Raw genomic sequence first — 24640 nt, 5'->3', positions numbered from 1 at the left:
AGGCTGTCCTTGGGGCAGCCTCTTTTGAAGGGGATGGATAAAATGGAAGAAATCAAAACAATCACTACTGAGGAATTGAAAAAGAAGCTTGAAGCAGGAGAAAAGCCTGAAATGGTGGATGTCAGGGAAGACCACGAGGTTGCTATGGGCATGATTCCAGGTGCCAAGCATATCAAAATGGGCGATATCCCGATACATCTCGATTATTTTGATAAAGACAAAGAATATATATTTATCTGCCGTTCCAGCGGCCGCAGCGGTAATGTCTGCCATTATCTGCAGGAGCAAGGATATAAGGTTCGCAACATGGTCGGCGGCATGCTTGAGTGGACGGGTGAAACAGAATAACCGATTCCAATTTTGACAGGTTTACTTGTGAGGTGCAAAACGGTAAATCACAACCCTAACCACATAGCAAATCACATAATTTTTCACAACACAAATCACAGTATATTGCACAGTCCATAAGGCTTTGAGATGAAAATATCTCTAAGCCTTATTTTTATTTATCTGACAAAAGCAACCGTAAGTTGTACAAGTTCATTAGACAGAGTTTGATAAATAAGAGGAGAAATTTCCCTTAATTAGCAAATAAGATTAAGAATAACTTAAATAGGCGTAGAAATTTCCCCTATTGACTCAAAAAACCTCAGTATTGGGGATTTTGCTTTGTTTAAGCGGAAAAACTTCCCTTATTTACGCCGGAATGAGCCCTATTCTCCATTTAGCGGAAAAATCTTCGCTTATTATTATCACTAGTTACTCAATTAAGGATAAGACTTCTTATGTTTCAAAAAAATCACCTCTAAAGTAAACTCGTTATTCCAATTTGGAATCGGTTTTTTTATAAGTGTGAAGCATCAAGTTCCTTTTTCCCCTTTAATAGCAAAATCCCAAAAAACATAAATGGAAGAAGGTTTACTGCTGCTACAATAATTCCTTGAAAATCTGTACCCATCATGAGTCCATGCATGGTTGTAAAAATATATAAAATCGGGTTTAAAGCATGTACTTTTCGGAAAGCCTGATAGCCGATTGCTTTCCGGGCCTTTGATGTTACTATGGTTAAAATCAAGAAGTAGAGGGCAAGTATGCCTAGTGCCATTGGGATTGGCTGATAGTCTGTTTGAAATGGAATCAGCACTTCGAACCACTGAAATGACATATACTGATCAATAAGTGTAATGACGACATGTCCTAAAGTAAGGATAAAAGCCCAGTTGGACAACAACTCATGCCAGATTAAAGGTATAGCAATTTTTTGCTTCCGTTTTTTCTGTACTTGTGTGTAAAGACCAATCATGACAGATAAGTAAAGCAATACATAGGCAATAGTTCCTGTCGTACGTATTAGGTACCACTCAAACATTTCCAGACAAACTTCCTCCTTTCCAGATGCCGCAATTTTGATTGATTAAAACGGCTCCAAGTCCTTTTTCCAAAACCTTTCCCGGTCCGTCCTTTTCCCCAATTAAAAGGATGATTTTAGCCCAAACATCCGCTTCTATAGCAGTCGGGGCAGTGATAGTGGCGGAAATAATGGAACTTTCGGATGAATGACCTGTTCTTGTATCAATTAAATGGTGCTTTAATTCTCCATTTACAAACCACTTTCGCTTTGCGGAAGTAGAAGTGGCGATGGCCCCTTCTTGAACCTGAACAGATGAAATCATATTGGATAGATTCATTGGATGTTCAATCCCGATGTTCAGCGGGCGGGGCAGTGTTCCAAAAATTCGCATGTCGCCGCCAACATTGATGAATCCATAGCCATATTTTTCGAGTATTTCAGCGGCACGGTCAATCACCCACCCCTTCGCAATGCCGCCCAGGTCGATTCTCGTGTAAAGCGTAACCGCCTGCCGGCCCCGGTTTAACTTAAATGGCTGGGATGTTACCTTGATAGCATCTAGAGGCAGGTCCATATTTTGACCTCTGACAAATTCAATAGATTGATTATATCCATTTGTTTCAAGAGCAGATAAAATTCCGGGATTGAAGATTCCATTTGACTCCCAGAAAAATTTATCCGCTTTCGTTAAAATCGAAAACATTTCAGATGAGACAATGGCCTCCTTTTCAATTTGCCTGTTTAAAAGGGACAACTCACTGTCACTTCTAAAGCGGCTGCAGGTTTTTTCAATTAATTCAAATAGCTGATAGATTAAGCTCAAATCATGGTTAGAAAGCTCATAGCTAATGGCAATTTTAACGGTAGTACTCATCGAGTTAAATTGATAGTTAAACATCAGGTGCCACCTGTCGTCGTGTCAAAGCCGCCATGATGCCCAAATCCAGAGTCGCTATTTGATGAAAATTGATTTTGCCCGTTGTCATCTTGAGAGAACCCGCTGCTGGAGTCAAAGGAGCCATTATCTCCATTTGTTTGTCCGGAATAATCCCCGCCAAAACGGTCATGGCCATGCCGGAATCCAAAGCTTCCTTGCCTATCTTGGGATTGGGAGCCAAAGCTGTCCTCTCCCTGCCCAGATTGGGTTCCAAATTGCTGTGGCTGGTTTCCAGACCCATCCTGCTGCAGCAAGGCAGCCCCCTGATTCGCGGTAAATAGATTGCTGCCGTTTGAAAATCCTAGATATGACATCATTCCTGCTACTAATGCTAAACTCCCAAAGCTAACTCCCCAGGAGATCTTTTGTTTTTTATCCAAGTGAATCTCTCCTTTCTGAACTAACAACCTACAAAAAGAAGTGTATAGGCTTAACCTTAACTTCATCTTAATTTTTAGCGGAAGTTAATTTTTAAAATTTTGAAAAAATGGTCATAATGATAGAAAAAAAGAAAGGGAGAGCCCAATGATTCAGGTAAAGCTGTTTGACCGTGAGCATGAGAAGGATTTGGAGAAAGAAATGAATAGCTTTTTAAGAGGTTTGGATGATAAGAGTCTCTTGGATATTAAATATAATGTTGCGGCATTTCAGGAAGATGAGGAGGAAGATCAGATTTATTGTTTTTCGGCGATGATTATTTACCGGGCCTGATATAAAGAATCAGGCCCATTGTTTTTTGGCAGAGAGGGCAGCGTTGGTCCCTGCAAGTCTACCGGTCACAAGTGCAGAGGTAATATTATATCCACCTGTATATCCGTGGATATCAAGGATTTCTCCGCAAAAATATAAACCATCCATAAGTTTCGATCCCATTGTTTTTGGGTCTATTTCTTTGACAGAGACCCCCCCGCCGGTGACAAATGCCTTTTCGATTGAGAGCGTTCCATTCACTTTAAATTCGAACTGCTTGCAGTTCTTAGCGAAACTGCGGATTTTTTCGTGAGCAATCGTTCCGCCCTGTGCCGAAGTATCAATCTCGTTTTGTTCTAGCAGAAATAACAGGTACCGTTCAGGCAATAATCCTTTAAACGTATTTTTGATGCTTTTTTTCGGTTCGGCTTTTACAAGCTTCATCATCTCTTGAAAAATCTCTTCCTCGTTGCGGTCAGGGAGAGCATCAAGACTCATTGTTACCTGTGTTAAATTCCACTTTTTCATCGCCTTGACAATAAACTGGCTGCAGCGCAGAACGGCTGGCCCGCTGATTCCGAAATGGGTAAAAATCATGTCCATACGGTGGGAAATCAAGGGTTTCCCTTTTGGGTTCAATACACTTAATTCAATATCCCGGAGTGACAAACCTTGGAGGGTTTTATTTTTAATAAAAGACTCAGCGGAAGTTACTGGCACTTCGGTAGGGAATAAATCTGTAATATTATGGCCAGCTTTCTCGGCCCAGGCATAGCCATCCCCGGTTGACCCTGTATGCGGAACGGATTTGCCCCCGACTGCAATTACAACCGATTTCGCGGCAATCGTTTGTCCGTCCCTTAACAGGACTCCTGCGGTTTGTCCATTTTCATATAAGACCTCGGCGACAGCGCAATTTTTAAAAATTTTGACCTGTAATTTTTCTAATTGAGATAACAGTGCATCGACGACTGATTGGGCTTTGTCTGTTACCGGAAACATCCGCCCATGGTCTTCTTCCTTTAAGGTAATTCCCAACCCTTCAAAGAAACGAATGATATCTTCATTATTAAATATCGAAAAAGCACTATATAAAAACTTGCCGTTTCCGGGAATATGCTTAATAATTTCTTCAACAGGCAGGCGGTTTGTGACATTGCAGCGGCCGCCTCCGGAAATGGCCAGCTTTCGGCCAAGCTTGTCTCCTTTATCAATTAACAGCACCTTAGCGCCTTTTTCCCCTGCGGCGATGGCTGCCATTAGTCCGGATGGCCCGCCGCCTATGACTATACAATCAAATTCCATATATACACCAACTTAAAATATATTCACTTCATTATAAGCATAACATAAGGAAAATAAACGACTTTTCACAAATTTGCTTTGGTTGTGAGTAGCATCGAGGGAGAAGAAGTTGTAAACTATCAATAGTGTGCAAAAAAAGTCGAATTTTTTTCTAAACGAATGCGCACGTATTTCTGCAAGCAGGAAGGGATTCTATGCAATCTAAGCTATTAAGAGGAACCTTTATATTAACGGTTGGAACGATTCTTTCAAAAATTCTCGGACTTATTTATGTTATTCCATTCTTTCAAATAGTTGGCCGGGAAGGGACAGTTCTTTACCAATTTTCGTATGTCCCATATACCATTTTTATCAGTATTGCAACGGCCGGAGTTCCGCTGGCTGTTTCTAAATTTATTTCCAAATATAATGCACTCGAAGAGTATGCGGTTGGCAGGAAGCTGTTTAAATCCGGCTTAGTGATCATGCTGGCAACTGGTTTTGCCGCCTTCTTGGTAATGTATATTGCTGCACCCGTTTTAGCGGAAATGAGTATAGGTGATGAAAAAGCAAACATAGGAAATGTTACCACTGTCATGCGAGCAGTCAGCTTTGCCTTAATAGTGGTTCCATTTATGAGTCTCATTAGAGGCTATTTTCAGGGCCATCAATCAATGGGGCCTTCGGCTCTTTCTCAGGTAATCGAACAAATCGTCAGGATTACCTTTACGCTTTTGGGAGCCTATATCGTCCTTCAAGTTTTTCATGGAAAAATGGTTACCGCCGTCAGTGTTGCAACCTTTGCCGCCTTTACCGGGGCTATCGGGGGCTTGCTCGTTTTATTTTGGTATTGGTATAAACGAAAGCCACATTTGGACGAACTTCTAACCCATGACAAAGGCACAATAGAGATATCACTAAAGGAAATTTACAAGGAAATCTTTATTTCTGCTTTCCCGTTTGTGCTGGTTGGAATTGCTAATCCATTGTTTCAAGCAATTGATCAATTTACCTTTACGAAGGCCATGGCTGCCATCGGAAAGGCAAAAGTGGCGGAAGATTATTTTTCTATTTTAAATTTTGAATCGCATAAAATCGTCATTATCCCTGTTTCGTTGGCTATAGGCTTTTCTTTAGCGCTTGTCCCAAGCATCACAAAGGCGTTTGTGGAGGGGAATCGAAAAAGTTTAAATCATCAGTTGAACCAAACCTTTCAAGTGCTTTTGTTTTTGACGTTGCCGGCAGCAATCGGGCTTTCTTTGCTGGCTGAGCCTGTCTATACGGCGTTTTATGAACATAATTTATTGGGTGCGGGAGTTTTAAGCACATATGCTCCTGTTGCGATATTGTTTTCGCTTTACTCTGTAACAGCCGCAATCCTGCAGGGAATCAATGAACAGCGCTTTACGATATTGAGTTTGCTTGTCGGCTTATTAATCAAATTAACCTTAAATATACCCCTGATTGAGCTGATGGAAATAAAAGGGGCGGTGTTGGCAACGACACTTGGCTACACAGCCTCCATAATTATTAATATCATTATCATTAAGAAATTTGCCAAATATCCGTTCCGGCTGGTTTGGCGGAGAAGCTTATTGATTGCCATTTTTGCCGGACTGATGTGGGTTGGCACCGAGGTTGTTTATCGATTTTTATTGTTATTTTTATCACCGGAATCAAAGCTTCAATCTGTGGCCATCATTTTAATAAGTGCAGGGGTTGGCGCTGGTATTTATTTTTACCTTGGAGTAAAATCAGGTCTGGCCCGCCGCTTATTTGGAAATAGAGTAGACCGTTTACTATCCAAATTAAAATTATTTGGAAGGAGAAAAGCTGTTGAGAATTGATAAAATGCTTGCCAACCTTGGCTTTGGCAGCCGTAAGGAAGTCAAACAGCTTCTGAAAAATGGTGCTGTTAAAGTAGATGATGTTGTCATCAAGGATGCCAAGCAGCATGTGGATCCAAATACACAAACCGTGACATTAAACGGGGAAGTGATTGAATACAAAGAGTTTATCTATTTGATGATGAACAAGCCTCCAGGAGTAATTTCTGCAACAGAGGATAACGTAGATGAAACCGTCATTGATTTACTGGAGATGGAGGATCAGGTGTATGAACCATTTCCTGTTGGCCGCCTCGACAAGGATACAGAGGGCTTGCTGTTGATTACGAATGATGGTCAATTGGCGCATCGACTTCTATCACCGAAAAAGCATGTTCCGAAAACCTATTTTGCTGTTATTGATCGTGAAGTAACTGAGGACGATGTGAAAGCCTTCGCAAAAGGTGTTGTCCTAGATGATGGCTATTTGACCAAGCCTGGTGAGCTGAAAATCATAAAATCCGGTATCCGCTCAGATATCGAGCTGACAATTACCGAAGGGAAATTTCATCAAGTGAAAAGAATGTTCGAAGCTGTGGGCAAAAGAGTCGTCTATTTACAGCGGATATCGATGGGACCATTGCAGCTGGATGAAACGCTCGAACTCGGAGAATATCGGGAATTGTCAGATGAAGAACTAGAGTTATTAAAAAATTATCAAATAACATGAAAAAAGCAGCCTGAAATTCAGGCTGCTTTTTTGATGCAAGGGGACGGTTCTTATGCTTCAAAATATGTGATTATGCACCTAAAAAGGCTTTTAACATCCAGTTATGTTTCTCAAGTTTGCCTTTCAGTCCCAAGAACATGTCGCTGGTTACTTCGTCATTGTTTTGTTCAGCTGTTTCCATTCCAGCTTGTAATTCAGCGATGATTTGTGTGAAATCCTTTACAATGGACTGGACCATTTCCTCAGCCTTCAAAGTATCTGTAGCTTCCTTGATTGTTGCGATTTCCAAATATTCCTTCAAGGTTGAGACTGGGCTGCCGCCGATTGTAAGTAATTGCTCAGCAAATTCATCAATGGTTGCTGCGGCTTCGTCATATAATTCCTCAAATTTAGCATGTAATGTAAAGAAGTGAGGTCCCTTTACATACCAGTGAAAACGGTGAAGCTTTGTATATAATACATTCCAGTTTGCAATTTGTTGGTTAAGAACCTTTTCTAGTGTCATTTAGCATTCCTCCTATTTTTCTATCTGTTTAAATTATAACATATATAATATTATAATCAATACTAAATAATAATAATTATAAATAAAGGTTTTTACTCAAAAAAATCATAGCCCCCGACGTTTTTAATCCATACCTTTGCGTTTTTACCATCAGGGTCTGAAATCCATAAGTCTCTTGTTGTCATGGCTATATCCTGATATCGCAGCCAAGTTATTTTACCGGCTGCAGGAAGATATATTGGATCGTAATCTCCATAGTCCTTTGGCGGAAAGGTAATTTGTTTCTGTAATGAATCACCGATTTTTATAAAAAATAACGATGGGTCAGGCCGCTGTTTTGGGTTATTTGACCATTCACTTTCTTTTACCCTTGAGACATAAAGAGAATGGTCATCCTTCCAAGAGAAGCCTAATTCTGCAAAATGGGCTGGTGTCAGGCTGGTGGTTTGAAAGGCAGGCAGGTCCGTGACCTTCATATCTTTGTTCTTAAAGCCGGAGACAATTCTCCCGCCTCCCGCGATATATCCAATCCGATTTTGCTGAAACGCCCATTTGGGTGCCCCCACTTCCCAAATAATTTCGTCTAAAACTTCAAACGTTTGCCCATCAGACGAAATAACACAAACCAAATTGCTGTCCATTGACCAAGAGGCAGTAGGGCTGACCATAAAGGAAATCCATTTTCCATCAGGAGAAAATTTAAAATCGGTCGCATCAATTGCTAACAAGCCAACGTTCCCTTTTTTCAATTCACTGGGAATGGTATAAAACTTGTTCACATTCTTAGTGAGGCTAGTGATTTTGTCTAAATTCCTTTCAAGCCCAATCTTGTAGAGAATAGGATTGGTCCATCCATCAGGCCTTAGGGAAGCCCCCGAGCTTGTGATGAAAGACCGTCCATCCGGAAACCAATTGTAGTCTCCCACACCAAGGGCAATATTATAAAAAGATTCAAGATTTGAGACATTTAAGACACCGCCGCTTTTAAATGCAACAAGGTTTTCCACTGGGGACCATTTCGGATTAGTTCCATCTAGAGTTATTCTCTTATGTTTTTTCGTTTCTAGATTGTATACCCAAACCTCCGTCTGGAATTCTACATTGGGACTAAGCTTCTCTTTAGGTTCGACTTGATATACAATCCATTTGCCATCATGGGACCATTGAGGCGGATATGGATATTTTGCCGGCTCTTTTGTAATTCTTTCTTCCTTTCCATCTATCTTTGTCCAGAGGAACCCATCCCTTACAAAGGCAACCATCACCTTGTTGCTTCTTGGCTCTGCTCTCGTAAGGTTCGGCATTATTATTAGGAATATCAATACTATCAAAAACCTTTTTTTCATTTCTTCACCTCATTGTCAATCCTTCAATTATTTTCCTCCGAAATTTGAAAAAAATTAAGGTTTTCTTCAAAAAAATAAAACAGTGGCAACACTTTGCACCTGTTTCCAAATGATAATTCCCATAAAAATGACGATTAATGGGTAAATTAATATTATTTATAAGCGAAAAAGGTCTTTAGGGGGAAGTGAAATGAAACTAACACATCAACAACGCATCGAATTACACGGCTTTAATAATTTGACGAAATCACTAAGTTTTAATATGTATGATATTTGTTATACGAGAACAAGAGAAGAGAGGGAAGCATATTTAAAATATATCGATGAGCAATACAGTGCCGAGCGGTTAACTAGGATATTAAAGGATGTAGCAGACATTATAGGAGCACATGTATTAAACATAGCGAGTCAGGATTTCGAGCCTGCGGGAGCAAGTGTCACGATCTTAGTATCGGAAGGCCCGGTTGAAAATGCGCCGTCTGAAATCTTTGAGGAATCACCTGGTCCGTTGATGGAATCTGTAGTCTTCCAATTAGATAAAAGTCATATTACCGTTCATACATACCCTGAATATCATCCTGACGAGGGAATCAGCACATTTCGAGCCGACATAGATGTTTCTACATGCGGGGAGATTTCGCCTCTTAAGGCGCTCCATTATTTAATCCGTTCCTTTGAAACGGACGTGATGACAATTGATTACCGTGTTCGAGGCTTTACGCGTGATAAGGATGGATATAAGCTGTTCATTGATCATGAAATTAGCTCCATCCAAAACTATATTCCTGAGGACGTCGGCGAAATGTTTGATATGATTGATGTGAATGTCTATCAAGAGAACATTTTTCACACCAAATGTAAGCTGAGGGAATTTGACCTTAATCATTATTTATTTGGCTATACAAAAGATAGATTGTCACCTGATGAGGTTATAGAAATTACGGAGCGAATTAAGTTTGAAATGGACGAGATTTTTTATGGAAAAAATATTATCTAAAAAAGCTCAGGTTCTCCTGAGCTTTACTCATTTAATAAATGATGCAGCATCCTATTTTTATCTTCAAAAAACTGCTTCGTGATACGGAAATGGTTTGTATCCTCCAGCCGGCTTTCACTAATGCCATCTTCAGTGAACTCGAAAATTTTAGCATCAGGGTATGCCATGATAATTGGTGAATGGGTCGCAATAATAAACTGGGAGTGTTCATTCACCAAATCATGAATCCTTGTCAGCATTGACATTTGCCTCAGGGGTGATAGAGCTGCCTCCGGCTCGTCCAAAATATAGATTCCATTGCCGCGAAAACGATGAAGGAACGTGGCAAAAAAAGCCTCACCATGAGACTGTTCATGCAGAGAAATACCCCCGAAAGAGTCAATCACCCGTCCGCCAAGGATTTCACGATCCATCTCTTCAATATTAGAAGCCACATTATAAAAGCTTTCCGCTCTTAGGAAAAAACCATCACTGGGTTTTTCGGTGCCTTTAATAACTTTAAGATATTCTCCAAGTTCTGAATGGGAGTCATAGGTGGAAAAATTAAAATTGAAGGAACCGCCTTCCGGGTTAAAGCCAAGTGTGACCGCAACGGCCTCTAATAATGTGGATTTACCCATGCCGTTTTCCCCGACAAGAAAAGTAACCTTTGGATGAAAAAATAGTTCATGCCAATTTTTCATGCACGACAGATTAAAAGGGTACCGATTGGAAGAGGGTAATTCCTCTCTCATTAATCGAACGCTTCTGAGATATTGACTACCAATTAAACTCATATTTATAACCTCAAAATGACTTTTTCTCATTTTACCATTTTCGTACCAGGAATGTGCGAATAATTTAAAGGCCTATCCCATAGATTGTCAGGGGAGGGGATGTCAATGCAATTTTACTACGGACAGCAAATGCCGTTAAGAATTTTAGACGAGGCGGAATTTTGGAAGCATCAGGAGGAAGAACATACCGTTGTTATCCGCGAGTTGGTGAAGGGGCTCGAGCCGGAGTTTGTGGATGCGTTGAAAAAATGGGAGGCAGCATTAGCTGAAACTCATCAGCAGGTTGTCCGCTACATTGAAACAGTCATTCGTTCCGGTGCCAATGTGACCAATGAATTGCACCAGCATGTCATCCAGCTGATATCGTACTGCCTGCAGGAGAGCCTGTCCTTTATCAGGCTGTGTGAACAAATCAAAAACGAAAGTGCCGCCGTCAGCGGCAATCCTACCGCGAAGGTGGTCTTAGTTCATATTATCAGAGAATCGGAATACTTTACCGGAATTGCCCAGGCTTTGCTCTATAATACACAAACCACAACTTAATCATATAAAGAAAAAGGCAGCCCCCAAAAATGTCGTCATTCAACGACCTTTTGGGGCTGCCTTTTAAAAGGGACTTGATGGATTTATGCTAAGTTTTGTGCCTCTTTTTTGTGTAAAAAATGAAAGGATAACCAATACTCCAACAGTAATTACACAAACACTTGATCCAATTAAATTGTTAGGGTTAAGCAAAAACATAATAAAAATGGTACTTAGAGAAATAACAGCGAAAATGGTAGTGTACGGGAACCATTTTACAAGAAATCTCGGTTTTTCGTTATAATATGGGCGGAGTTTTAATTGCGCAAGGCAAATACTAATCCAAATTAACATGATTGTAAATCCGGGGATGGTCATTAGATAACTGATGACCTGGCTGGGTGTTAAATAGGCAAGATAAACCCCCGCTGCAATAAAAACACTTGTAATGGAGATCCCTGCAATAGGAATTCCGTTTGCAGATGTCTTGGCTAACCCTTTCGGTGCTACACCACTTTGAGCCATTGAAAACAGTGTCCTTGAAGTTGCATAAATGCCAGAATTGGCAGCAGACAAAACAGCTGTTAACAATACAAAATTCATGATGTGGGCCGCACCCGGCAGTCCGGCGCTGCTGAATACCTGAACGAAGGGGCTATCCTCGCCAGTTACCTTATTCCAAGGCATAATTCCACAAATAATAAGGATTGGAAAAATGTAAAAAATGATTACACGGAAAATGGCACCTTTAATAATTTGCGGCAGAACACGTTCACTGTCCTTCGTTTCTGTAACAGCAACTCCAATTAGCTCTGCGCCTCCATATGAAAACATAACAACCAAAAAGGCGCTCATGATCCCGCCAATACCATTAGGGAAAAATCCACCGTTTCCTGTATAATTTGATACCGGGTCATGTACGGTGCTTGGAATAAATCCAAATATAAGTAACGCTCCTAAGATAATAAAAGCCACTAAGGCAAGGATTTTGATTCCGGCAAACCAAAATTCAAGTTCACCATAATATTTTACTTGAAAAAGATTGATCCCAACTATTACCGCTGCGCATATAAAACTTAGTAGCCATAGCGGGGCAGTCGGAAACCAAAATTGCAAGAAGCTTCCTGCTGCCAGCAATTCAACGATGGTCACAAGAATCCAGTTAATCCAATAAAGCCAGCCGACAATAAATGAAAAGCGGAATCCAAAGGCTTTATGGACAAGATGCTGGACATTGTGATTGGGGTTTGCCAGCGCCATTTCCCCCAAAGCCGCCATAACGATAAATAATAGCATCCCGCCTATTAAATAGGTGATCACAACACTCGGACCGGCAATATGCAAAGTATCAGAGCTTCCTTTAAAAATACCCGTTCCAATCATTCCTGCTAATGCCATAAACTGTACATGCCTCGGCAGCAGCCCTTTTTTTAAATCCTGTTGACTTTTTTTTAACATAATCAGACCCACTTTTTCTTTTTTACTTAAACGCTTTTAAGTGCTAAAGTATTTTATACTAATATACCATTTTTTCTTCGTTTGTCAAAGAAAATATTATACTAGGAATATTAATGTGCAACGATTCTAAGCCGATTATGTTCATTTACTCTAATATCCCATGAGGAATGTGAAAGATGAAATTTTTTATTAATAGATTTCTGGTTTTTTCTCATCCACCTGACGGCAAATTGGTTTGCGTCTTTTTCAACCCATTGTTGGCTGTAGGGTCCTGAATTTAATGAATATGAGTGAAACTGCTGTTTGTTAAGGGAAAACTGCTGATGGTGACGGATTTCATGAAATAAACAATAGGCGCCATGGAGTTTGACTAAATGCTTATCTTTATAAGGTAAATTAAAAAGGTAAAGGAATATTATATTATGTTTAAAGTTAAAGGTTGAAAAAACACAGTTTTGAATAATAGATTTTAATAGACTGTAGCGTTCAAACAGGCTGGCGTGAGCACCTATTAATGAAACTACAGATTGGCAATCCTCGAAAAGATAAATATCAGGAAGAGGTTCTAAATTATTTGGCAATAGATTAAGAAGGAATTTCATATCTCCATCAGTCAGAATAGAAGAGTCGCTATAAATAGTCATGATAAATTCCGCCTTTTAGAGTGTTTACCTATTTATAATATTCTGCCAAAAAGGGTGATTACCTTGTTAAACAAAACAAAACAAAACAAAACAGCACAGGTAATTTTTCCCTGTACTGTTTTTATGTTCAAATGAAATTTTAGTTGATAATTTAAGATGACATCTTCACTTTCTTTTCTGTTGTTGTCCATTTTCCGCGGCTTGGGCTGATTACCAAGTCATTGTAGGCTAAGACATTTAAATCTCGTTGTATGGTGCGAGGAGTGATACCAAATTCCTCTACAAGTTCCTGCGTTGTTACAGTGCCGTTATTGCGGATAAACATGTAGATACATTTGATGCGGTTTAACATCCGGTTAGTTGAAGGTTTCAAAGAACCACTCCCTATCCTTTTTTCAAACCTATGGCTTAATCCCTCTACCGACAGCCTCTTTGAAGAAGATTCTTCAACATATGTAGTTTTCTTTTCCGCGCAGACATCTCCTTTTTTGGAATCATTGAAGTGGTACTTAGATGTCATACATCTAACCATATTGTACCCATAATTTCAGAAAATTTCTACCACAATAGTAAAGTTTACGTAAAAATGCTTACAAGGTTTCAAATTTTTGAGATTTTCTGCCTCCTTTTTTAGCTAATAGGAAAGCATAAATTTTTCAAATTAATACTTTCCTAACGCATAAATTCAACTACGCCTCTGACTTCGTCCTATTGGACTCGTCAATCGACGAGTTTTCATTTATTTTCATACTATAAGTTATGGGGCTACATGTTAGGATTATGATAATTTTTTGAATTTTTTGTAAAAACATCTCAATTATAACTCAAGGAAAAAAGACGAATAGGCTGTCCAGAACTTCGTTTTTCACGAAAATATTGGTAAGATATTTTCAGGAAGATTTTCTTAGGAGTGAAAACACTAGTAAAATAGTATAAAAAGGAGTATTGGACATGACTTATGCAATTTTAAATGGTACGCTGATAGACCGGTCAGAAGCTATGGTCGACATTGAAGACCGCGGCTATCAATTTGGTGATGGAGTATATGAGGTCATTCGCGTCTATAACGGAAAAATGTTTACCATTAAGGAGCATTTGGATCGCTTTGTAAAAAGTTCAGAAAGTATTGGCATAACGCTACCATACTCTATAGAACAATTATCAGAAATGCTGGAGGAATTGGTTGGAAAGAATAAGCTGCATACCGGCATAGTTTATATGCAGGTTACTAGGGGTGTTGCGCCTCGTAATCATTCTTTTCCGGCAAAAGAAGTGGTACCGGCCCTGACTGCCTATACGAAGGAGCTTCCAAGGCCGGCTGAGAATTTGAAAAATGGTGTGAAAACGATACTTACAGAGGATATCCGCTGGCTTCGCTGTGACATAAAAAGCTTAAATTTGCTCGGCAGTATCCTTGCCAAACAACAGGCCGCTGAGAAGGGCTGCTTTGAAGCAATCCTGCATCGCGGACAGGATGTGACTGAAGGAAGCTCTACTAATATTTTTATTGTGAAAAATGGCGTGGTCATCACGCATCAATCGGATAACTTGATTTTAAAAGGGATTACCAAGGACGTTGTTTTGCAGGTCTGTGCTGCCAACAATATCCCGGTTGAGGAACGGACATTTACGCTGGATGAATTGGCTGCTGCTGATGAAGTGTTCTTATCAAGTACAACAGGTGAGGTTATGCCAATCATTGAAGTTGGGGGCAAAAAGGTTGGAAACGGGGTTCCCGGCCCGTTAACAAGCAGATTACAGGATTTATTTACTCAAGAAATTGAAAAACAATGCGGATCGTTATAAGGGAAAAGACGTGGATTAGGGTCCACGTCTTTTTAAATCAGAGAAAAATGGGCTTTCGAGAGTAAATTTTATTTATCCGAGAGTAAACCGGGCGTATCCGAGAGTAAATCAGGATTATGCGAGAGTAAACCGGGCGTATCCGAGAGTAAACCAGGCTTATCCGAGAGTAATCCGAGCTTATCCGAGAGTAAATCAAACTTATCCGAGAGTAAACCAAACTTATCCGAGAGTAAACCAGGTAGTCCAATCATGAGGCCCTATGGATTAAAACTGAAACAAATCACTCGATAAATACCGTTCTCCTGTATCACAGGCGATGCAGATAACGATTTCATCAGGAGATAAACGCTTGGCAACCTGTAACGCGGCAAAGCAGGCTCCGCCTGATGACGGGCCGACGAGTATTCCTTCCTCCGTCGCTAATCTCCGCGCAATATCGTAGGCATCTTCATCGCTAATTTGATGAATTTCATCATAAACATCTTGGTTCAGAATTTCCGGAATAAATCCCGGGCTTGTTCCGACAAGCTTGTGCTTTCCGGGTTTGCCCCCTGATAAAACAGGCGATCCCTTTGGTTCGACGACGTGGACGGTTATATTCGCAAAATGCTCCTTTAACACTTCACCAGTCCCGGTAATCGTACCACCTGTTCCCGCTGTTGCAACAAACGCTCCAAGCGGCTTGCCAATTTCTTTAACAGCCTCGATAATCTCCAAAGCCGTGGAAGTCCGATGTGCATTGGGATTTGCTTCATTTTCAAACTGCATTGGAATAAAACTGTTTGGTATTTCAGCGGCAAGTTCCTGCGCCTTCCTAATGGCACCTGGCATTTTTTCATCTCCTGGGGTAAGCACAACCTCAGCCCCGTAAGCTTTTAAGATATTAATGCGTTCCTGGGTCATTGTATCAGGCATGATAATAATGGCTTTATATCCGCGTGCCGCTGCATTCATGGCCAGCCCGATTCCTGTGTTGCCGCTTGTCGGCTCAATGATTGTTGCGCCGGGAGTTAACTTTCCTGCCTTCTCTGCTTCTGCAATCATATTAAAAGCAGCTCGGTCCTTTACACTTTTACTTGGATTAAAATACTCCAGCTTCAAATAAACTGAGGCCCCGTCTCTAGGAACAATCCGATTGAGTTTGACTAAAGGTGTTTCTCCAATTAAATTTGCAATATTACTGACAACTTTCACTATAGGGACCATCCTTTCCTTTACTTCTATTTTCTATAATAAATAAAAATAATTTTAATGTAAAAAATATCGGATAATCTTTGTTGCAAAATAGATATAATGAGAAGAAAAAATACTAAAATGGGAATAAAGGAATGAAAAAAGCCGGTGGAACATCAAACTCATTTTTTCTATGCTATAAGAATTCCTGAAGGAACGAAAGGAATTCTGAAAAATCATATCGAACAATTAAGGACAGCGCTTCCTTTCCAGCGCTGGGTGCACCATCTGGACCTGCACATCACATTGGCGTTCCTTGGGTCTGCTCCAGCCGAAAAGCTTGAAGCTTCCGTAAACAATGTCAAATCAGCCATAAAATCTGAACAAGCATTTACACTTAAAATTAATGATCTGGGGATATTCGGTGCGAAGGATTCCCCGAGAGTGTTTTGGGCGGACACAGAAGAAAGCCCCGAGCTGCAAGCCCTTCGAAAAAAGATATTCCAAGCATGTGAGGAAGCAGGATTTGAGCTCGAAAAAAGGCCGTTTCGCCCACATATTACAATGGCCAGAAAATGGCGTGGAGACGCTCCCTTCCAAAAGGAGCAGCTTACAATTTGGAAAGAGCTTCAGCCCGAATCGCTCCCTTTTCTAGCTGGGGAAGTGGTGTTATATCAAACACATCTTAACCAAACACCGAAATATGAAGCCATTAAACTTTTTCCTTTACAAACATAAAAAAGGTTGGTTATATGAAAGAATTATACTTTGTGATAAATCCTAAAGCCGGCAATGGCCATTGTTATAAAATTTGGAGAAAAATTGAGCTGAAGTTGAAGTCAGAGGAAATTTCTTATTTGGCTTTTTTTACGGAGTATTCTGGACATGCTAGAAAACTGGCTGCGCAAATTGCGGCCCAGAATAACCATTCTAAAATCGTCGTTGCCGTCGGAGGTGACGGGACACTTCATGAAGTGGTGAATGGAATCATTAACCATCCAACTATTACGTTAGGATTTATACCGGGTGGATCGGGAAATGATTTTTCAAGAGGATTTCAAATTCCAGCGGACCCAGCTGCCGCCCTAAAAGTGATGCTTCGTCTGATGAAAAGTGATGCTCCATTGATGGATGCCGGGAAAATTACGATGCAGGACAAGTCCGATCAATATTTTATTAATAATATGGGAGCCGGATTTGATGCATTGATAGCATATCAGGTCAATCATTCGCGGGTAAAATCCCTGCTAAACAAATTCTCTTTGGGCCGTCTGGTTTATGTTTACTTTCTTCTGAAAGAACTATTTTGTTATAAAACTTCTACAATTGATTTATCAATTGACGGTAAAGAGCATAAATTTAAACAAACATGGTTTGTGACTGTCTCCAACCAACCTTACTATGGGGGCGGAATGAAAATTGCACCTGCAGCTGAAGCACAGGATGGTTTACTTGATATTACAGTGGTTCATGAGTTATCAAGATTGAAGCTTTTAATTGTTTTTATCAGTGTTTTTTGGGGGAAGCATATTTATTTCAAAGAGGTAAAATCATTTCAAGGAAGAGCAATAACAATCCGTTCAGATGTGAAACTCTATGTTCATGGAGACGGGGAGCATGTTGGACATATTCCATTAAAGGCAGAGATTATTCCAAAAGCGTTACAAGTGTTAACGCGAATGCGCTATAAGGACGAAGTTGATTTGAAAGAGAGGGACTCGAATGGAATCCACTAAAAGGATCTTTCAGGCCTATTTGGATGAAATGACCATTATTACGATACTTCTTCCCCTTTCCTACCACAATGGCCAGTCATCTTCATTTTCTTTAATCTGCGGTGCGGAAAAGAGTCCTTTGAACATCATCGATAAAATTCCTATAGAAAATTATCTGAAATACATTTGCCGGTTAGCTGATGAGATTTGTTTTGGCAAAGAATATGTGATTGCTGATGACCATGGCGGCAGGACGGATCTTCAAATAGGGGCAGTTATTAGGACAGAAGCTTTTGATAATAAGTTTTTTTATGAAGGAAATGACTTGGGAGTTACGTATCAACGTGATAGGGCCCAAATTAAATTATGGGCTCCGACTGCCACGCAAGTGAAATTAAAATTGCGCCACCCCGCCACCCAGTATGCGGAAATCATAAAAATGAAGCTTGGGGATCGAGGCGTATGGTGTTTAGATATTAATCGCGACTTGGAATTGTATCAATATAGCTTCCTGGTACAGGTTAACAAAACATGGCGGGAAGCAGTGGATCCGTATGCCAAGGCGGTATCAGCCAATGGGGAGCATGGAGTTATTGTTAGTTTAGAGAAAACAGCACGGCCAAAGGTAGTACAGCCGCCGATGACCAGTCCAGTAGAGGCAATCATTTATGAAGCCCATATCCGCGACTTTACGATTCATCCGGAAAGCGGTGTGAAAAATAAAGGACTATATCTTGGTGCTAGTGAACTAAATACCAAAGGGGTGGATGGAGAACCCACAGGCCTATCCTATGTAAAGGATTTGGGCATTACCCATCTTGAACTCCTTCCTTTCCACGATTTCGCAGGAGTCGATGAATGGAATTCAGACAAAGAGTATAACTGGGGTTATAACCCGCTCCATTTTAATGCTCCGGAAGGCAGCTATTCCACCAATCCCTCTGACCCGTATTCCCGGATATCCGAATTAAAAGATCTAATTGACCAAATTCACCGAGTCGGCCTCAGGGTCATTATGGATGTTGTTTATAATCATGTCTATATCCGTGAAGAATCCTCTTTTGAAAAAATTGTTCCCGGTTACTACTTCCGGCATAACGAAATAGGCCTTCCTGCCAATGGAACAGGCGTGGGAAATGACATTGCCTCAGAGAGGAAAATGGTCCGAAAATTTATTGTTGACTCCATCCGCTACTGGCTGGAGGAATATCATGTTGACGGTTTCCGCTTTGATTTAATGGGAATCCTGGATATTGAAACAATGAACGCGGTCAGAAAGGTATGTGATAGCCTAGAAAAGGGTATTATCATCCTCGGTGAGGGCTGGAACTTAAATACACCGCTTCCTTTTCAGAAAAAGGCAATTATCGCCAATCAGGCAAAGCTGCCCGATATTGCCCAGTTTAATGACCAGTTTCGCGATACCATCAAAGGGAGTACCTTTAATATATTGGATAAAGGATATGCTTTAGGGAATAAGCAATATCTCGAGGCGGCCTTTGAAATGATTACTGGAAGTATTGGGTTTAGGGCCAAAGGGGCAGGAATCTTTAATGAACCAGTCCAATCCATCAATTATGTGGAATGCCATGATAATCATACCCTATGGGATAAGCTGCAATCTTGTCTGCCGGATGTCGATGATGCCGTAAGAATGAGGTATCATCGTCTTGCTACAGGGATCGTTCTTCTCGCGCAGGGAATTCCTTTCCTTCACAGCGGGCAGGAATTTTTTCGAACAAAACAAGGTGAAGGTAACAGCTACCGATCTCCAGATCCCATAAACCAACTGGATTGGAATCGCAAAAGTCAATTTAAAGAAAATGGAGATTATATAAAAGGGCTTATTCAAATCAGAAAAGAATACCCTTGTTTCCGGTTAAGAACCGCAGCAGAAATTCGCAATCAAGTAAGCAGGTTGCCACTTCCATCGCCAATTTTGGGATGCTCTTTTCAACAGGGAGATTCTGTTGTTATTCTAATCACTAATCCTTCGTTAACTTCTCATAAGGTTAATATTCCAAACGGAGAATGGAGCGCTTTAGTCGACAGAGATTCTGCCTGTGTTAATGCAAAAAAAGTCTTTCGAGGTGCAGAAATTCAGGTAGAACCTATATCGTTAAATGTTTTAGTGAAAAAATAGTTTCCCAGGATTACTTGACGAAAAATAGCAATAGGAGATAAAATTTATTAAGATGGCTATTGTATGCTATTATTCAATAGCTTTTTTTTATTAATAAAACAATTCGTAAAACCTTCGCACGTCTTGGTTTTACTTCTGATTTAGATGAGGGCCCCATCCTCAAGAACGGCATAAGTTGAAGGTGAACAGTTTTGGAACATATATTAGGACAAGAGTGGGAAATTATTCCTGCCGGCGGGGCCACCGGAGAGGCCTTTTATGCGAGGCATGAAGACCAACGGCTTTTTTTGAAGCGAAATTCGTCTCCATTCCTTGCAGTACTTTCGGCAGAGGGAATTGTCCCAAAGCTTGTTTGGACAAAACGATTGGAAAATGGAGATGTCATTACAGCCCAGCAATGGCTTGAAGGCAGGGAACTGAAATCGACGGAAATGAATCAAGAGGTTGTGGCGAAACTTCTAAAGAAAATTCATCGTTCTGAGCCCATGCTTGGAATGCTGAGCAGACTGGAAAAATCACCATTGCAGCCTGAAACAATCTTTCAATCGGTGGTCTCGGGACTGGATGAAGAGCTATTTATCCTTCCGGAAGTTAAAGAAACACTAAGCTTTTTAAAAAAAGAAGCGAAGAACGTTTATTGTGAGGAAAAGGTCGTTTGCCACGGTGACGTCAATCATAATAACTGGCTTTGGACTGATGACAATCAGTTGTACCTCATTGATTGGGATGGGGCGATGATTGCGGACCCTGCCATTGACTTAGGAATGCTCCTTTATTGGTACATTCCTGAAGAAAATTGGCAGGATTGGCTGAAAATGTACGGGGAAAACTTAACCGACGATTTGAAACTTAGAATGCAATGGTATGTGGCATTGCAGACCCTATCTTCGATCCAATTTTATAAAAATAAACATCGTATGGATGAGATGAATAAGTGGATTCAATTCTTAAGGGATATACTTTAAGAAAATTGCCCAATATCATCTACCCATTGTGACAGGTTTTCTTGATGGGCTGTAATATGCCCGTCTAAATCTGCGGTTTGCGCTCCCGCCTGGCTGTAATGGTAAACTTCCTGTAAGATAGATTTGACATTTTGATCAACCTGATTGTTTACCATCAAGGATTTGATTAATCGTTCCAATTGTTCACATTCGGCAACGGACCCGCAGCAATCTGTCTGATGATTGCTTAATATATCTTTAAGCAAGGTTACTTGGTCATGATGACTTAATGGCATAAAAAGCACACCCTTTCAAGTGGGAATGAAAAAAGAATTCACAGTTAGGTTGTGAATTCTTTTTTTATTTATTCACACCAGCATCACGGTTTTACTTGCAAGACAAAAATGAGCATGCTATGTATTAAACGATAATATTTTTTAGGAGTGGCAAATAAATGAGACTCAGAAATAAACCTTGGGCAAAGGATAAAATAGAGGAGTATCCGCAATATGCAGTCCCAAATCCGGAATTAAACAAAGGAAAATGGGATGAAGTGTTTGGAAATAACAACCCGCTTCATATAGAAGTTGGCACTGGCAAAGGGCGGTTCATAACTGAAATGGCCAAAGCCCATCCGGACATTAATTATATGGGAATTGAGCTATATGACAGCGTCATTGTGGCGGCTTTGGATCGCTTGATTGAAGCGGAATTGCCTAATGTAAAGCTTCTTAATGTCAATGCCGCAGAATTAGAAAAATACTTCGCCAAGAATGATGTGGATCGGGTTTATTTGAATTTCTCCGACCCATGGCCAAAGACCCGTCATGAAAAAAGAAGATTAACCTACAAGGATTTTCTTAAATCCTATGAGAATATCCTCGTCGATGGTGGAGAGATTCATTTCAAAACGGATAATCAAGGTCTGTTTGAGTATTCCTTAATGAGTTTTTCTGAATATGGTTTGTTATTAAAGTTCCTTAGCCTTGACCTTCACAAAAGTGATTTTGAAGGAAATATCATGACCGAGTATGAACAGAAATTTTCCGAAAAGGGCAATCGGATTTACCGTTGTGAAGTGAAATATACTAACGATTCCAAGGGGCAGTCTTAAAAAGACTGTCCTCTTTTACGCTAATAGGAAAGAATAAATTTTTTCAAATTTATACTTTCCTAACGCATAAATTCAACTACGCCTCTGTCTTCGTCCTAACGGACTCGCCAATCGGCGAGTTTTCATTTATTTTCATACAATTCCGGTAATGGTAAACTATAGAAAAGGGAAGGAGAGGAAACATGCAATCATTAAAAATTGGTACTGTTACTTTGACTTGGGTTTCAGGCGGGGTTACGAATTTGGATGGGGGGGCCATGTTTGGTGTGGTCCCAAAACCGTTATGGTCAAGAAAATACCCGGCGAATGAGAATAACCAAATTGAATTGCCAACAGATCCAATCTTAATTCAATTTGATGGAAAAAATCTGCTGGTGGAGTCGGGGCTTGGCAGCGGCAAGTTGACTGAAAAGCAATTAAGGAACTTTGGCGTCACAAAGGAATCCGAACTTGATGCCTCTTTAGAAAAAATAGGCCTAACTCCGAAAGACATCGATTATGTGTTAATGACCCATCTTCACTTTGATCATGCTGGCGGATTGACTAAACTTGTGAACGGGGAGTACGTATCAACATTCCCGAATGCCCAGATTATTGCATCGAAGATAGAATGGGATGAAATGAGACAACCCAATATTCGTTCAAAAAATACATACTGGAAGGAAAATTGGGAGGCGGTGCAAACGCAGGTTGTTACCTTTGAGGAGACGTGGAGCTTTGGCCCGATTCAAATGTTTCACACCGGAGGGCACAGCAATGGGCATTCGATCCTTATAATTGAGGATGGAGGCGAAACAGCCATTCACATGGCTGACTTAATGGCTACCCACGCCCATCAAAATGCTCTATGGGTAATGGCCTATGATGACTATCCAATGGACTCCATCCGGGCGAAGGAAAAATGGCTTCCATATGCACTCGAGAAAAATGCCTGGTTTACCTTTTACCATGATGCCTTTTACCGGGCTGTTAAGTGGGGACCTGATCATAAAATAGCGGAAAGCATTAAAAGGGAAGTTTAAAGCCTAATGAAAAATAGCCGTATCATTATGATGCGGCTATTTTTCATTAAGACACCAAGTTCTCAGATAGCTTGCGGATATCCAAAATCGTTCCGGTTAAGGCATCGGCAATAAATTCATATTGTTCATTGTTTCCATCATTATTTTTTGAAATACCGCCCTTATAGACCTGATATTGCACCTGATGCTGTTCATAAGGCTCCACTTTCATATGTATCCACGACCCATTGATTGGTCCGTTTTGTTTAAATTGTGCTTTTACATGCTCTAATACCTTTTCCGGTGAAACTTTTGTTTTTTGTGAAATAATCTGTTTCGCCGCATATCCCCCAACGATACCTACCGATACTCCGATTAAAAAAGACTTCCAGTTCACTACAAAGCCCCCTTTTCTTCAAAAAAATGCCAGAATTTTTTCTCCTTTCAGTATATCGCATTTTAAAATAAGAAGATAATAATACCTATAGAAAATGAAATATTGGAAAGCTGTTTATAACTTCTGTAAAATAAAAATGATACATAGTATGAGATAAAAAGACTAAAGGAGTTTTCTACATATGAATGAACAAACCTTGAAGCTTTTTCAAACCTTAACCGAGCTGCCTGGAGCGCCAGGCAATGAACATTTAGTCCGCAAATTTATGAAAGAACAGCTTTCGCAATATGCCGATGAAATAGTTCAGGATAAGCTTGGCAGTGTTTTCGGCGTGAAAAGAGGGAATGAAGCCGGCCCGACAATAATGGTAGCAGGGCATATGGATGAAGTTGGTTTTATGGTTACGGCAATCACCGAGAATGGAATGATCCGTTTCCAGACGCTTGGCGGTTGGTGGAGCCAGGTACTTCTTGCCCAGCGCGTCCAAGTCATGACAAAAAACGGCCCGGTCATCGGTGTTGTAGGATCCATCCCGCCGCATCTGTTGGATGAATCAAAGAAAAACAAACCGATGGAAATTAAGAATATGCTGATTGATATTGGGGCGGATAACCGTGAAGACGCTGAAAGAATCGGCATTAAGCCAGGTCAGGCTATCCTGCCGATTTGCCCGTTCACTCCAATGGCAAATGAAAAGAAAATTTTAGCGAAGGCATGGGACAACCGCTATGGCTGCGGTTTGGCGATTGAACTGCTTCAGGAGCTAAAAGATGAAACATTGCCTAATATTCTTTATTCGGGGGCAACGGTTCAAGAGGAAGTAGGCCTGCGCGGTGCTCAGACTGCCTCTAACATGATTAAGCCGGATCTCTTCTTTGCGCTTGATGCCAGCCCGGCCAATGATATGACTGGCGATAAAAATGAATTTGGTCAATTGGGCAAGGGAACATTATTGCGTATCCTTGATAAGTCAATGGTAACACACCGCGGGATGAGGGAATTTGTTCTCGATATGGCCGAGACGCACAAGATTCCGTATCAATACTTTGTTTCACAAGGTGGAACAGATGCCGGCCGTGTTCACCTGTCAAATGAAGGGGTACCAAGCGCTGTTATCGGAATTTGCTCCCGTTACATCCATACCCACGCCTCCATCGTTCATGTCGATGATTACGCAGCGGCTAAGGAATTATTGGTTAAGCTAGTAAAGGCATGTGACAAAACAACTGTGGAAACAATTAAATCAAACAGCTAATTTAGCGGGGGCGTGATGTCACATCA

Annotated in this window: 27 protein-coding genes; 14 read left to right on the top strand and 13 right to left on the bottom strand. The window is 40.6% G+C overall.

Annotated features, from left to right (window positions below; all coding sequences use genetic code 11):
• Positions 1-42 precede the first annotated feature (42 nt).
• Positions 43-348, top strand: coding sequence for a rhodanese-like domain-containing protein (locus ACFPA1_RS17470; RefSeq protein ID WP_378584352.1), 306 nt, complete (start codon positions 43-45; stop codon positions 346-348).
• A gap of 496 nt (positions 349-844) precedes the next feature.
• On the opposite strand, the gene ACFPA1_RS17465 is transcribed toward ACFPA1_RS17470, so the two are convergent.
• Genes ACFPA1_RS17465 through ACFPA1_RS17455 form a run of 3 tightly spaced genes read right to left on the bottom strand, consistent with a single transcriptional unit; the run spans position 845 to position 2668 of the window.
• Positions 845-1369, bottom strand: a complete 525-nt coding sequence (locus ACFPA1_RS17465; protein ID WP_378584350.1) for a ferric reductase-like transmembrane domain-containing protein — start codon at positions 1367-1369, stop codon at positions 845-847.
• Positions 1362-2249 carry an FAD:protein FMN transferase gene (locus ACFPA1_RS17460; RefSeq protein WP_378584348.1) on the bottom strand — a complete coding sequence of 296 codons (888 nt, stop codon included), beginning with the start codon at positions 2247-2249 and terminating at the stop codon, positions 1362-1364. The genes ACFPA1_RS17465 and ACFPA1_RS17460 overlap by 8 nt, the downstream gene beginning before the upstream one ends.
• Complete coding sequence (locus ACFPA1_RS17455; protein ID WP_378584346.1) at positions 2249-2668, bottom strand: hypothetical protein; 420 nt, start codon at positions 2666-2668, stop codon at positions 2249-2251. The genes ACFPA1_RS17460 and ACFPA1_RS17455 overlap by 1 nt, the downstream gene beginning before the upstream one ends.
• A 145-nt stretch (positions 2669-2813) precedes the next feature.
• Here ACFPA1_RS17455 and ACFPA1_RS17450 point away from each other — a divergent pair, with 145 nt between their 5' ends.
• Complete coding sequence (locus ACFPA1_RS17450; RefSeq protein WP_213144558.1) at positions 2814-2999, top strand: sporulation protein Cse60; 186 nt, start codon at positions 2814-2816, stop codon at positions 2997-2999.
• Between the two features lie 9 nt (positions 3000-3008).
• Here ACFPA1_RS17450 and ACFPA1_RS17445 read toward each other — a convergent pair whose 3' ends face one another.
• The gene (locus ACFPA1_RS17445) at positions 3009-4283 is read right to left on the bottom strand and encodes an NAD(P)/FAD-dependent oxidoreductase (protein ID WP_213144559.1); all 1275 of its coding nucleotides are present in this window, start codon (positions 4281-4283) and stop codon (positions 3009-3011) included.
• A gap of 194 nt (positions 4284-4477) precedes the next feature.
• Between ACFPA1_RS17445 and ACFPA1_RS17440 the strand changes: the two genes are divergently transcribed.
• Together ACFPA1_RS17440 and ACFPA1_RS17435 are read left to right on the top strand one after the other, a co-directional pair.
• A complete protein-coding gene (locus ACFPA1_RS17440; RefSeq protein WP_378584344.1) occupies positions 4478-6109 on the top strand; it encodes a putative polysaccharide biosynthesis protein in 1632 nt (543 codons plus the stop codon).
• A complete protein-coding gene (locus ACFPA1_RS17435; protein WP_378584342.1) occupies positions 6099-6818 on the top strand; it encodes a pseudouridine synthase in 720 nt (239 codons plus the stop codon). Before ACFPA1_RS17440 ends, ACFPA1_RS17435 begins: the two co-directional genes overlap by 11 nt.
• Before the next feature lie 70 nt (positions 6819-6888).
• Here ACFPA1_RS17435 and ACFPA1_RS17430 read toward each other — a convergent pair whose 3' ends face one another.
• Entirely contained in the window at positions 6889-7323 is a 435-nt protein-coding gene (locus tag ACFPA1_RS17430) for a Dps family protein (RefSeq protein WP_378584341.1), read from the bottom strand.
• Positions 7324-7415: 92 nt separating this feature from the next.
• A complete protein-coding gene (locus ACFPA1_RS17425; RefSeq protein WP_378584339.1) occupies positions 7416-8669 on the bottom strand; it encodes a TolB family protein in 1254 nt (417 codons plus the stop codon).
• A 190-nt stretch (positions 8670-8859) separates the two neighbouring features.
• Here ACFPA1_RS17425 and speD point away from each other — a divergent pair, with 190 nt between their 5' ends.
• Positions 8860-9666 carry an adenosylmethionine decarboxylase gene (speD, locus tag ACFPA1_RS17420; RefSeq protein WP_213144564.1) on the top strand — a complete coding sequence of 269 codons (807 nt, stop codon included), beginning with the start codon at positions 8860-8862 and terminating at the stop codon, positions 9664-9666.
• Positions 9667-9689: 23 nt separating this feature from the next.
• Here speD and ACFPA1_RS17415 read toward each other — a convergent pair whose 3' ends face one another.
• Positions 9690-10442 (bottom strand): AAA family ATPase, encoded by a 753-nt coding sequence (locus ACFPA1_RS17415; RefSeq protein WP_378584337.1) that lies wholly within the window; start codon positions 10440-10442, stop codon positions 9690-9692.
• 105 nt (positions 10443-10547) lie between these two features.
• On the opposite strand from ACFPA1_RS17415, the gene ACFPA1_RS17410 reads away from it, so the two are divergent.
• On the top strand, positions 10548-10985 hold the full coding sequence (locus ACFPA1_RS17410; RefSeq protein WP_213144566.1) for a DUF2935 domain-containing protein: 438 nt from the start codon (positions 10548-10550) through the stop codon (positions 10983-10985).
• 63 nt (positions 10986-11048) lie between these two features.
• Here the strand turns inward: ACFPA1_RS17410 and ACFPA1_RS17405 are convergent, their stop codons facing one another.
• The 3 genes from ACFPA1_RS17405 to ACFPA1_RS17395 form a co-directional block, all read right to left on the bottom strand.
• Positions 11049-12422, bottom strand: a complete 1374-nt coding sequence (locus ACFPA1_RS17405; protein WP_213144567.1) for an amino acid permease — start codon at positions 12420-12422, stop codon at positions 11049-11051.
• A gap of 110 nt (positions 12423-12532) precedes the next feature.
• On the bottom strand, positions 12533-13066 hold the full coding sequence (locus ACFPA1_RS17400; RefSeq protein ID WP_378584335.1) for a hypothetical protein: 534 nt from the start codon (positions 13064-13066) through the stop codon (positions 12533-12535).
• Positions 13067-13217: 151 nt separating this feature from the next.
• Positions 13218-13439 carry a DeoR family transcriptional regulator gene (locus ACFPA1_RS17395; RefSeq protein ID WP_173058944.1) on the bottom strand — a complete coding sequence of 74 codons (222 nt, stop codon included), beginning with the start codon at positions 13437-13439 and terminating at the stop codon, positions 13218-13220.
• Positions 13440-14017: 578 nt separating this feature from the next.
• Between ACFPA1_RS17395 and dat the strand changes: the two genes are divergently transcribed.
• Positions 14018-14872 carry a D-amino-acid transaminase gene (gene dat / locus ACFPA1_RS17390; protein ID WP_378584333.1) on the top strand — a complete coding sequence of 285 codons (855 nt, stop codon included), beginning with the start codon at positions 14018-14020 and terminating at the stop codon, positions 14870-14872.
• Between the two features lie 264 nt (positions 14873-15136).
• Here the strand turns inward: dat and cysK are convergent, their stop codons facing one another.
• Positions 15137-16066, bottom strand: a complete 930-nt coding sequence (cysK, locus tag ACFPA1_RS17385) for a cysteine synthase A (RefSeq protein ID WP_338088276.1) — start codon at positions 16064-16066, stop codon at positions 15137-15139.
• 147 nt (positions 16067-16213) lie between these two features.
• Between cysK and thpR the strand changes: the two genes are divergently transcribed.
• The 4 genes from thpR (at position 16214) to ACFPA1_RS17365 (ending at position 20868) form a co-directional block, all read left to right on the top strand.
• Entirely contained in the window at positions 16214-16783 is a 570-nt protein-coding gene (gene thpR / locus ACFPA1_RS17380) for an RNA 2',3'-cyclic phosphodiesterase (RefSeq protein WP_378584330.1), read from the top strand.
• 14 nt (positions 16784-16797) lie between these two features.
• Positions 16798-17781 carry a diacylglycerol/lipid kinase family protein gene (locus ACFPA1_RS17375; protein WP_378584329.1) on the top strand — a complete coding sequence of 328 codons (984 nt, stop codon included), beginning with the start codon at positions 16798-16800 and terminating at the stop codon, positions 17779-17781.
• Complete coding sequence (gene pulA / locus ACFPA1_RS17370; RefSeq protein ID WP_378584328.1) at positions 17768-19903, top strand: type I pullulanase; 2136 nt, start codon at positions 17768-17770, stop codon at positions 19901-19903. Before ACFPA1_RS17375 ends, pulA begins: the two co-directional genes overlap by 14 nt.
• A gap of 191 nt (positions 19904-20094) precedes the next feature.
• Positions 20095-20868, top strand: coding sequence for a phosphotransferase family protein (locus ACFPA1_RS17365; RefSeq protein WP_213144572.1), 774 nt, complete (start codon positions 20095-20097; stop codon positions 20866-20868).
• Here ACFPA1_RS17365 and ACFPA1_RS17360 read toward each other — a convergent pair.
• The gene (locus ACFPA1_RS17360) at positions 20865-21143 is read right to left on the bottom strand and encodes a YtzH-like family protein (protein ID WP_213144573.1); all 279 of its coding nucleotides are present in this window, start codon (positions 21141-21143) and stop codon (positions 20865-20867) included. The two genes, ACFPA1_RS17365 and ACFPA1_RS17360, sit on opposite strands and share 4 nt — an antisense overlap.
• A gap of 158 nt (positions 21144-21301) precedes the next feature.
• Here ACFPA1_RS17360 and trmB point away from each other — a divergent pair, with 158 nt between their 5' ends.
• Complete coding sequence (trmB, locus tag ACFPA1_RS17355; RefSeq protein ID WP_213144574.1) at positions 21302-21961, top strand: tRNA (guanosine(46)-N7)-methyltransferase TrmB; 660 nt, start codon at positions 21302-21304, stop codon at positions 21959-21961.
• A 182-nt stretch (positions 21962-22143) separates the two neighbouring features.
• Positions 22144-22983 carry a YtnP family quorum-quenching lactonase gene (locus ACFPA1_RS17350; protein ID WP_213144575.1) on the top strand — a complete coding sequence of 280 codons (840 nt, stop codon included), beginning with the start codon at positions 22144-22146 and terminating at the stop codon, positions 22981-22983.
• Positions 22984-23029: 46 nt separating this feature from the next.
• Here ACFPA1_RS17350 and ACFPA1_RS17345 read toward each other — a convergent pair whose 3' ends face one another.
• Complete coding sequence (locus tag ACFPA1_RS17345) at positions 23030-23359, bottom strand: PepSY domain-containing protein (RefSeq protein ID WP_213144576.1); 330 nt, start codon at positions 23357-23359, stop codon at positions 23030-23032.
• Positions 23360-23540: 181 nt separating this feature from the next.
• Here ACFPA1_RS17345 and ACFPA1_RS17340 point away from each other — a divergent pair, with 181 nt between their 5' ends.
• Positions 23541-24614 carry a M42 family metallopeptidase gene (locus ACFPA1_RS17340; RefSeq protein ID WP_213144577.1) on the top strand — a complete coding sequence of 358 codons (1074 nt, stop codon included), beginning with the start codon at positions 23541-23543 and terminating at the stop codon, positions 24612-24614.
• Positions 24615-24640 lie beyond the last annotated feature (26 nt).

The sequence above is a fragment of the Neobacillus sp. GCM10023253 genome (genome assembly GCF_042653105.1).
GTDB classification, from domain to species: Bacteria; Bacillota; Bacilli; order Bacillales; family Cytobacillaceae; genus Neobacillus; species Neobacillus citreus.
This window is presented reverse-complemented; position numbering and strand designations above follow the sequence as displayed.

What these genes read in the sequence shown, in the direction of transcription:
- ACFPA1_RS17350 (WP_213144575.1), top strand. Translation starts at nt 22,144, where the DNA reads ATGCAATCATTAAAAATTGGTACTGTTACTTTGACTTGGGTTTCAGGC.
- ACFPA1_RS17450 (WP_213144558.1), top strand. Translation starts at nt 2,814, where the DNA reads ATGATTCAGGTAAAGCTGTTTGACCGTGAGCATGAGAAGGATTTGGAG.
- ACFPA1_RS17410 (WP_213144566.1), top strand. Translation starts at nt 10,548, where the DNA reads ATGCAATTTTACTACGGACAGCAAATGCCGTTAAGAATTTTAGACGAG.
- ACFPA1_RS17460 (WP_378584348.1), bottom strand. Translation starts at nt 2,249, where the DNA reads ATGTTTAACTATCAATTTAACTCGATGAGTACTACCGTTAAAATTGCC.
- ACFPA1_RS17465 (WP_378584350.1), bottom strand. Translation starts at nt 1,369, where the DNA reads ATGTTTGAGTGGTACCTAATACGTACGACAGGAACTATTGCCTATGTA.
- trmB (WP_213144574.1), top strand. Translation starts at nt 21,302, where the DNA reads ATGAGACTCAGAAATAAACCTTGGGCAAAGGATAAAATAGAGGAGTAT.
- speD (WP_213144564.1), top strand. Translation starts at nt 8,860, where the DNA reads ATGAAACTAACACATCAACAACGCATCGAATTACACGGCTTTAATAAT.
- ACFPA1_RS17445 (WP_213144559.1), bottom strand. Translation starts at nt 4,283, where the DNA reads ATGGAATTTGATTGTATAGTCATAGGCGGCGGGCCATCCGGACTAATG.
- ACFPA1_RS17405 (WP_213144567.1), bottom strand. Translation starts at nt 12,422, where the DNA reads ATGTTAAAAAAAAGTCAACAGGATTTAAAAAAAGGGCTGCTGCCGAGG.
- ACFPA1_RS17425 (WP_378584339.1), bottom strand. Translation starts at nt 8,669, where the DNA reads ATGAAAAAAAGGTTTTTGATAGTATTGATATTCCTAATAATAATGCCG.
- ACFPA1_RS17415 (WP_378584337.1), bottom strand. Translation starts at nt 10,442, where the DNA reads ATGAGTTTAATTGGTAGTCAATATCTCAGAAGCGTTCGATTAATGAGA.
- ACFPA1_RS17340 (WP_213144577.1), top strand. Translation starts at nt 23,541, where the DNA reads ATGAATGAACAAACCTTGAAGCTTTTTCAAACCTTAACCGAGCTGCCT.
- dat (WP_378584333.1), top strand. Translation starts at nt 14,018, where the DNA reads ATGACTTATGCAATTTTAAATGGTACGCTGATAGACCGGTCAGAAGCT.
- ACFPA1_RS17360 (WP_213144573.1), bottom strand. Translation starts at nt 21,143, where the DNA reads ATGCCATTAAGTCATCATGACCAAGTAACCTTGCTTAAAGATATATTA.
- ACFPA1_RS17375 (WP_378584329.1), top strand. Translation starts at nt 16,798, where the DNA reads ATGAAAGAATTATACTTTGTGATAAATCCTAAAGCCGGCAATGGCCAT.
- ACFPA1_RS17470 (WP_378584352.1), top strand. Translation starts at nt 43, where the DNA reads ATGGAAGAAATCAAAACAATCACTACTGAGGAATTGAAAAAGAAGCTT.
- ACFPA1_RS17430 (WP_378584341.1), bottom strand. Translation starts at nt 7,323, where the DNA reads ATGACACTAGAAAAGGTTCTTAACCAACAAATTGCAAACTGGAATGTA.
- ACFPA1_RS17400 (WP_378584335.1), bottom strand. Translation starts at nt 13,066, where the DNA reads ATGACTATTTATAGCGACTCTTCTATTCTGACTGATGGAGATATGAAA.
- pulA (WP_378584328.1), top strand. Translation starts at nt 17,768, where the DNA reads ATGGAATCCACTAAAAGGATCTTTCAGGCCTATTTGGATGAAATGACC.
- ACFPA1_RS17440 (WP_378584344.1), top strand. Translation starts at nt 4,478, where the DNA reads ATGCAATCTAAGCTATTAAGAGGAACCTTTATATTAACGGTTGGAACG.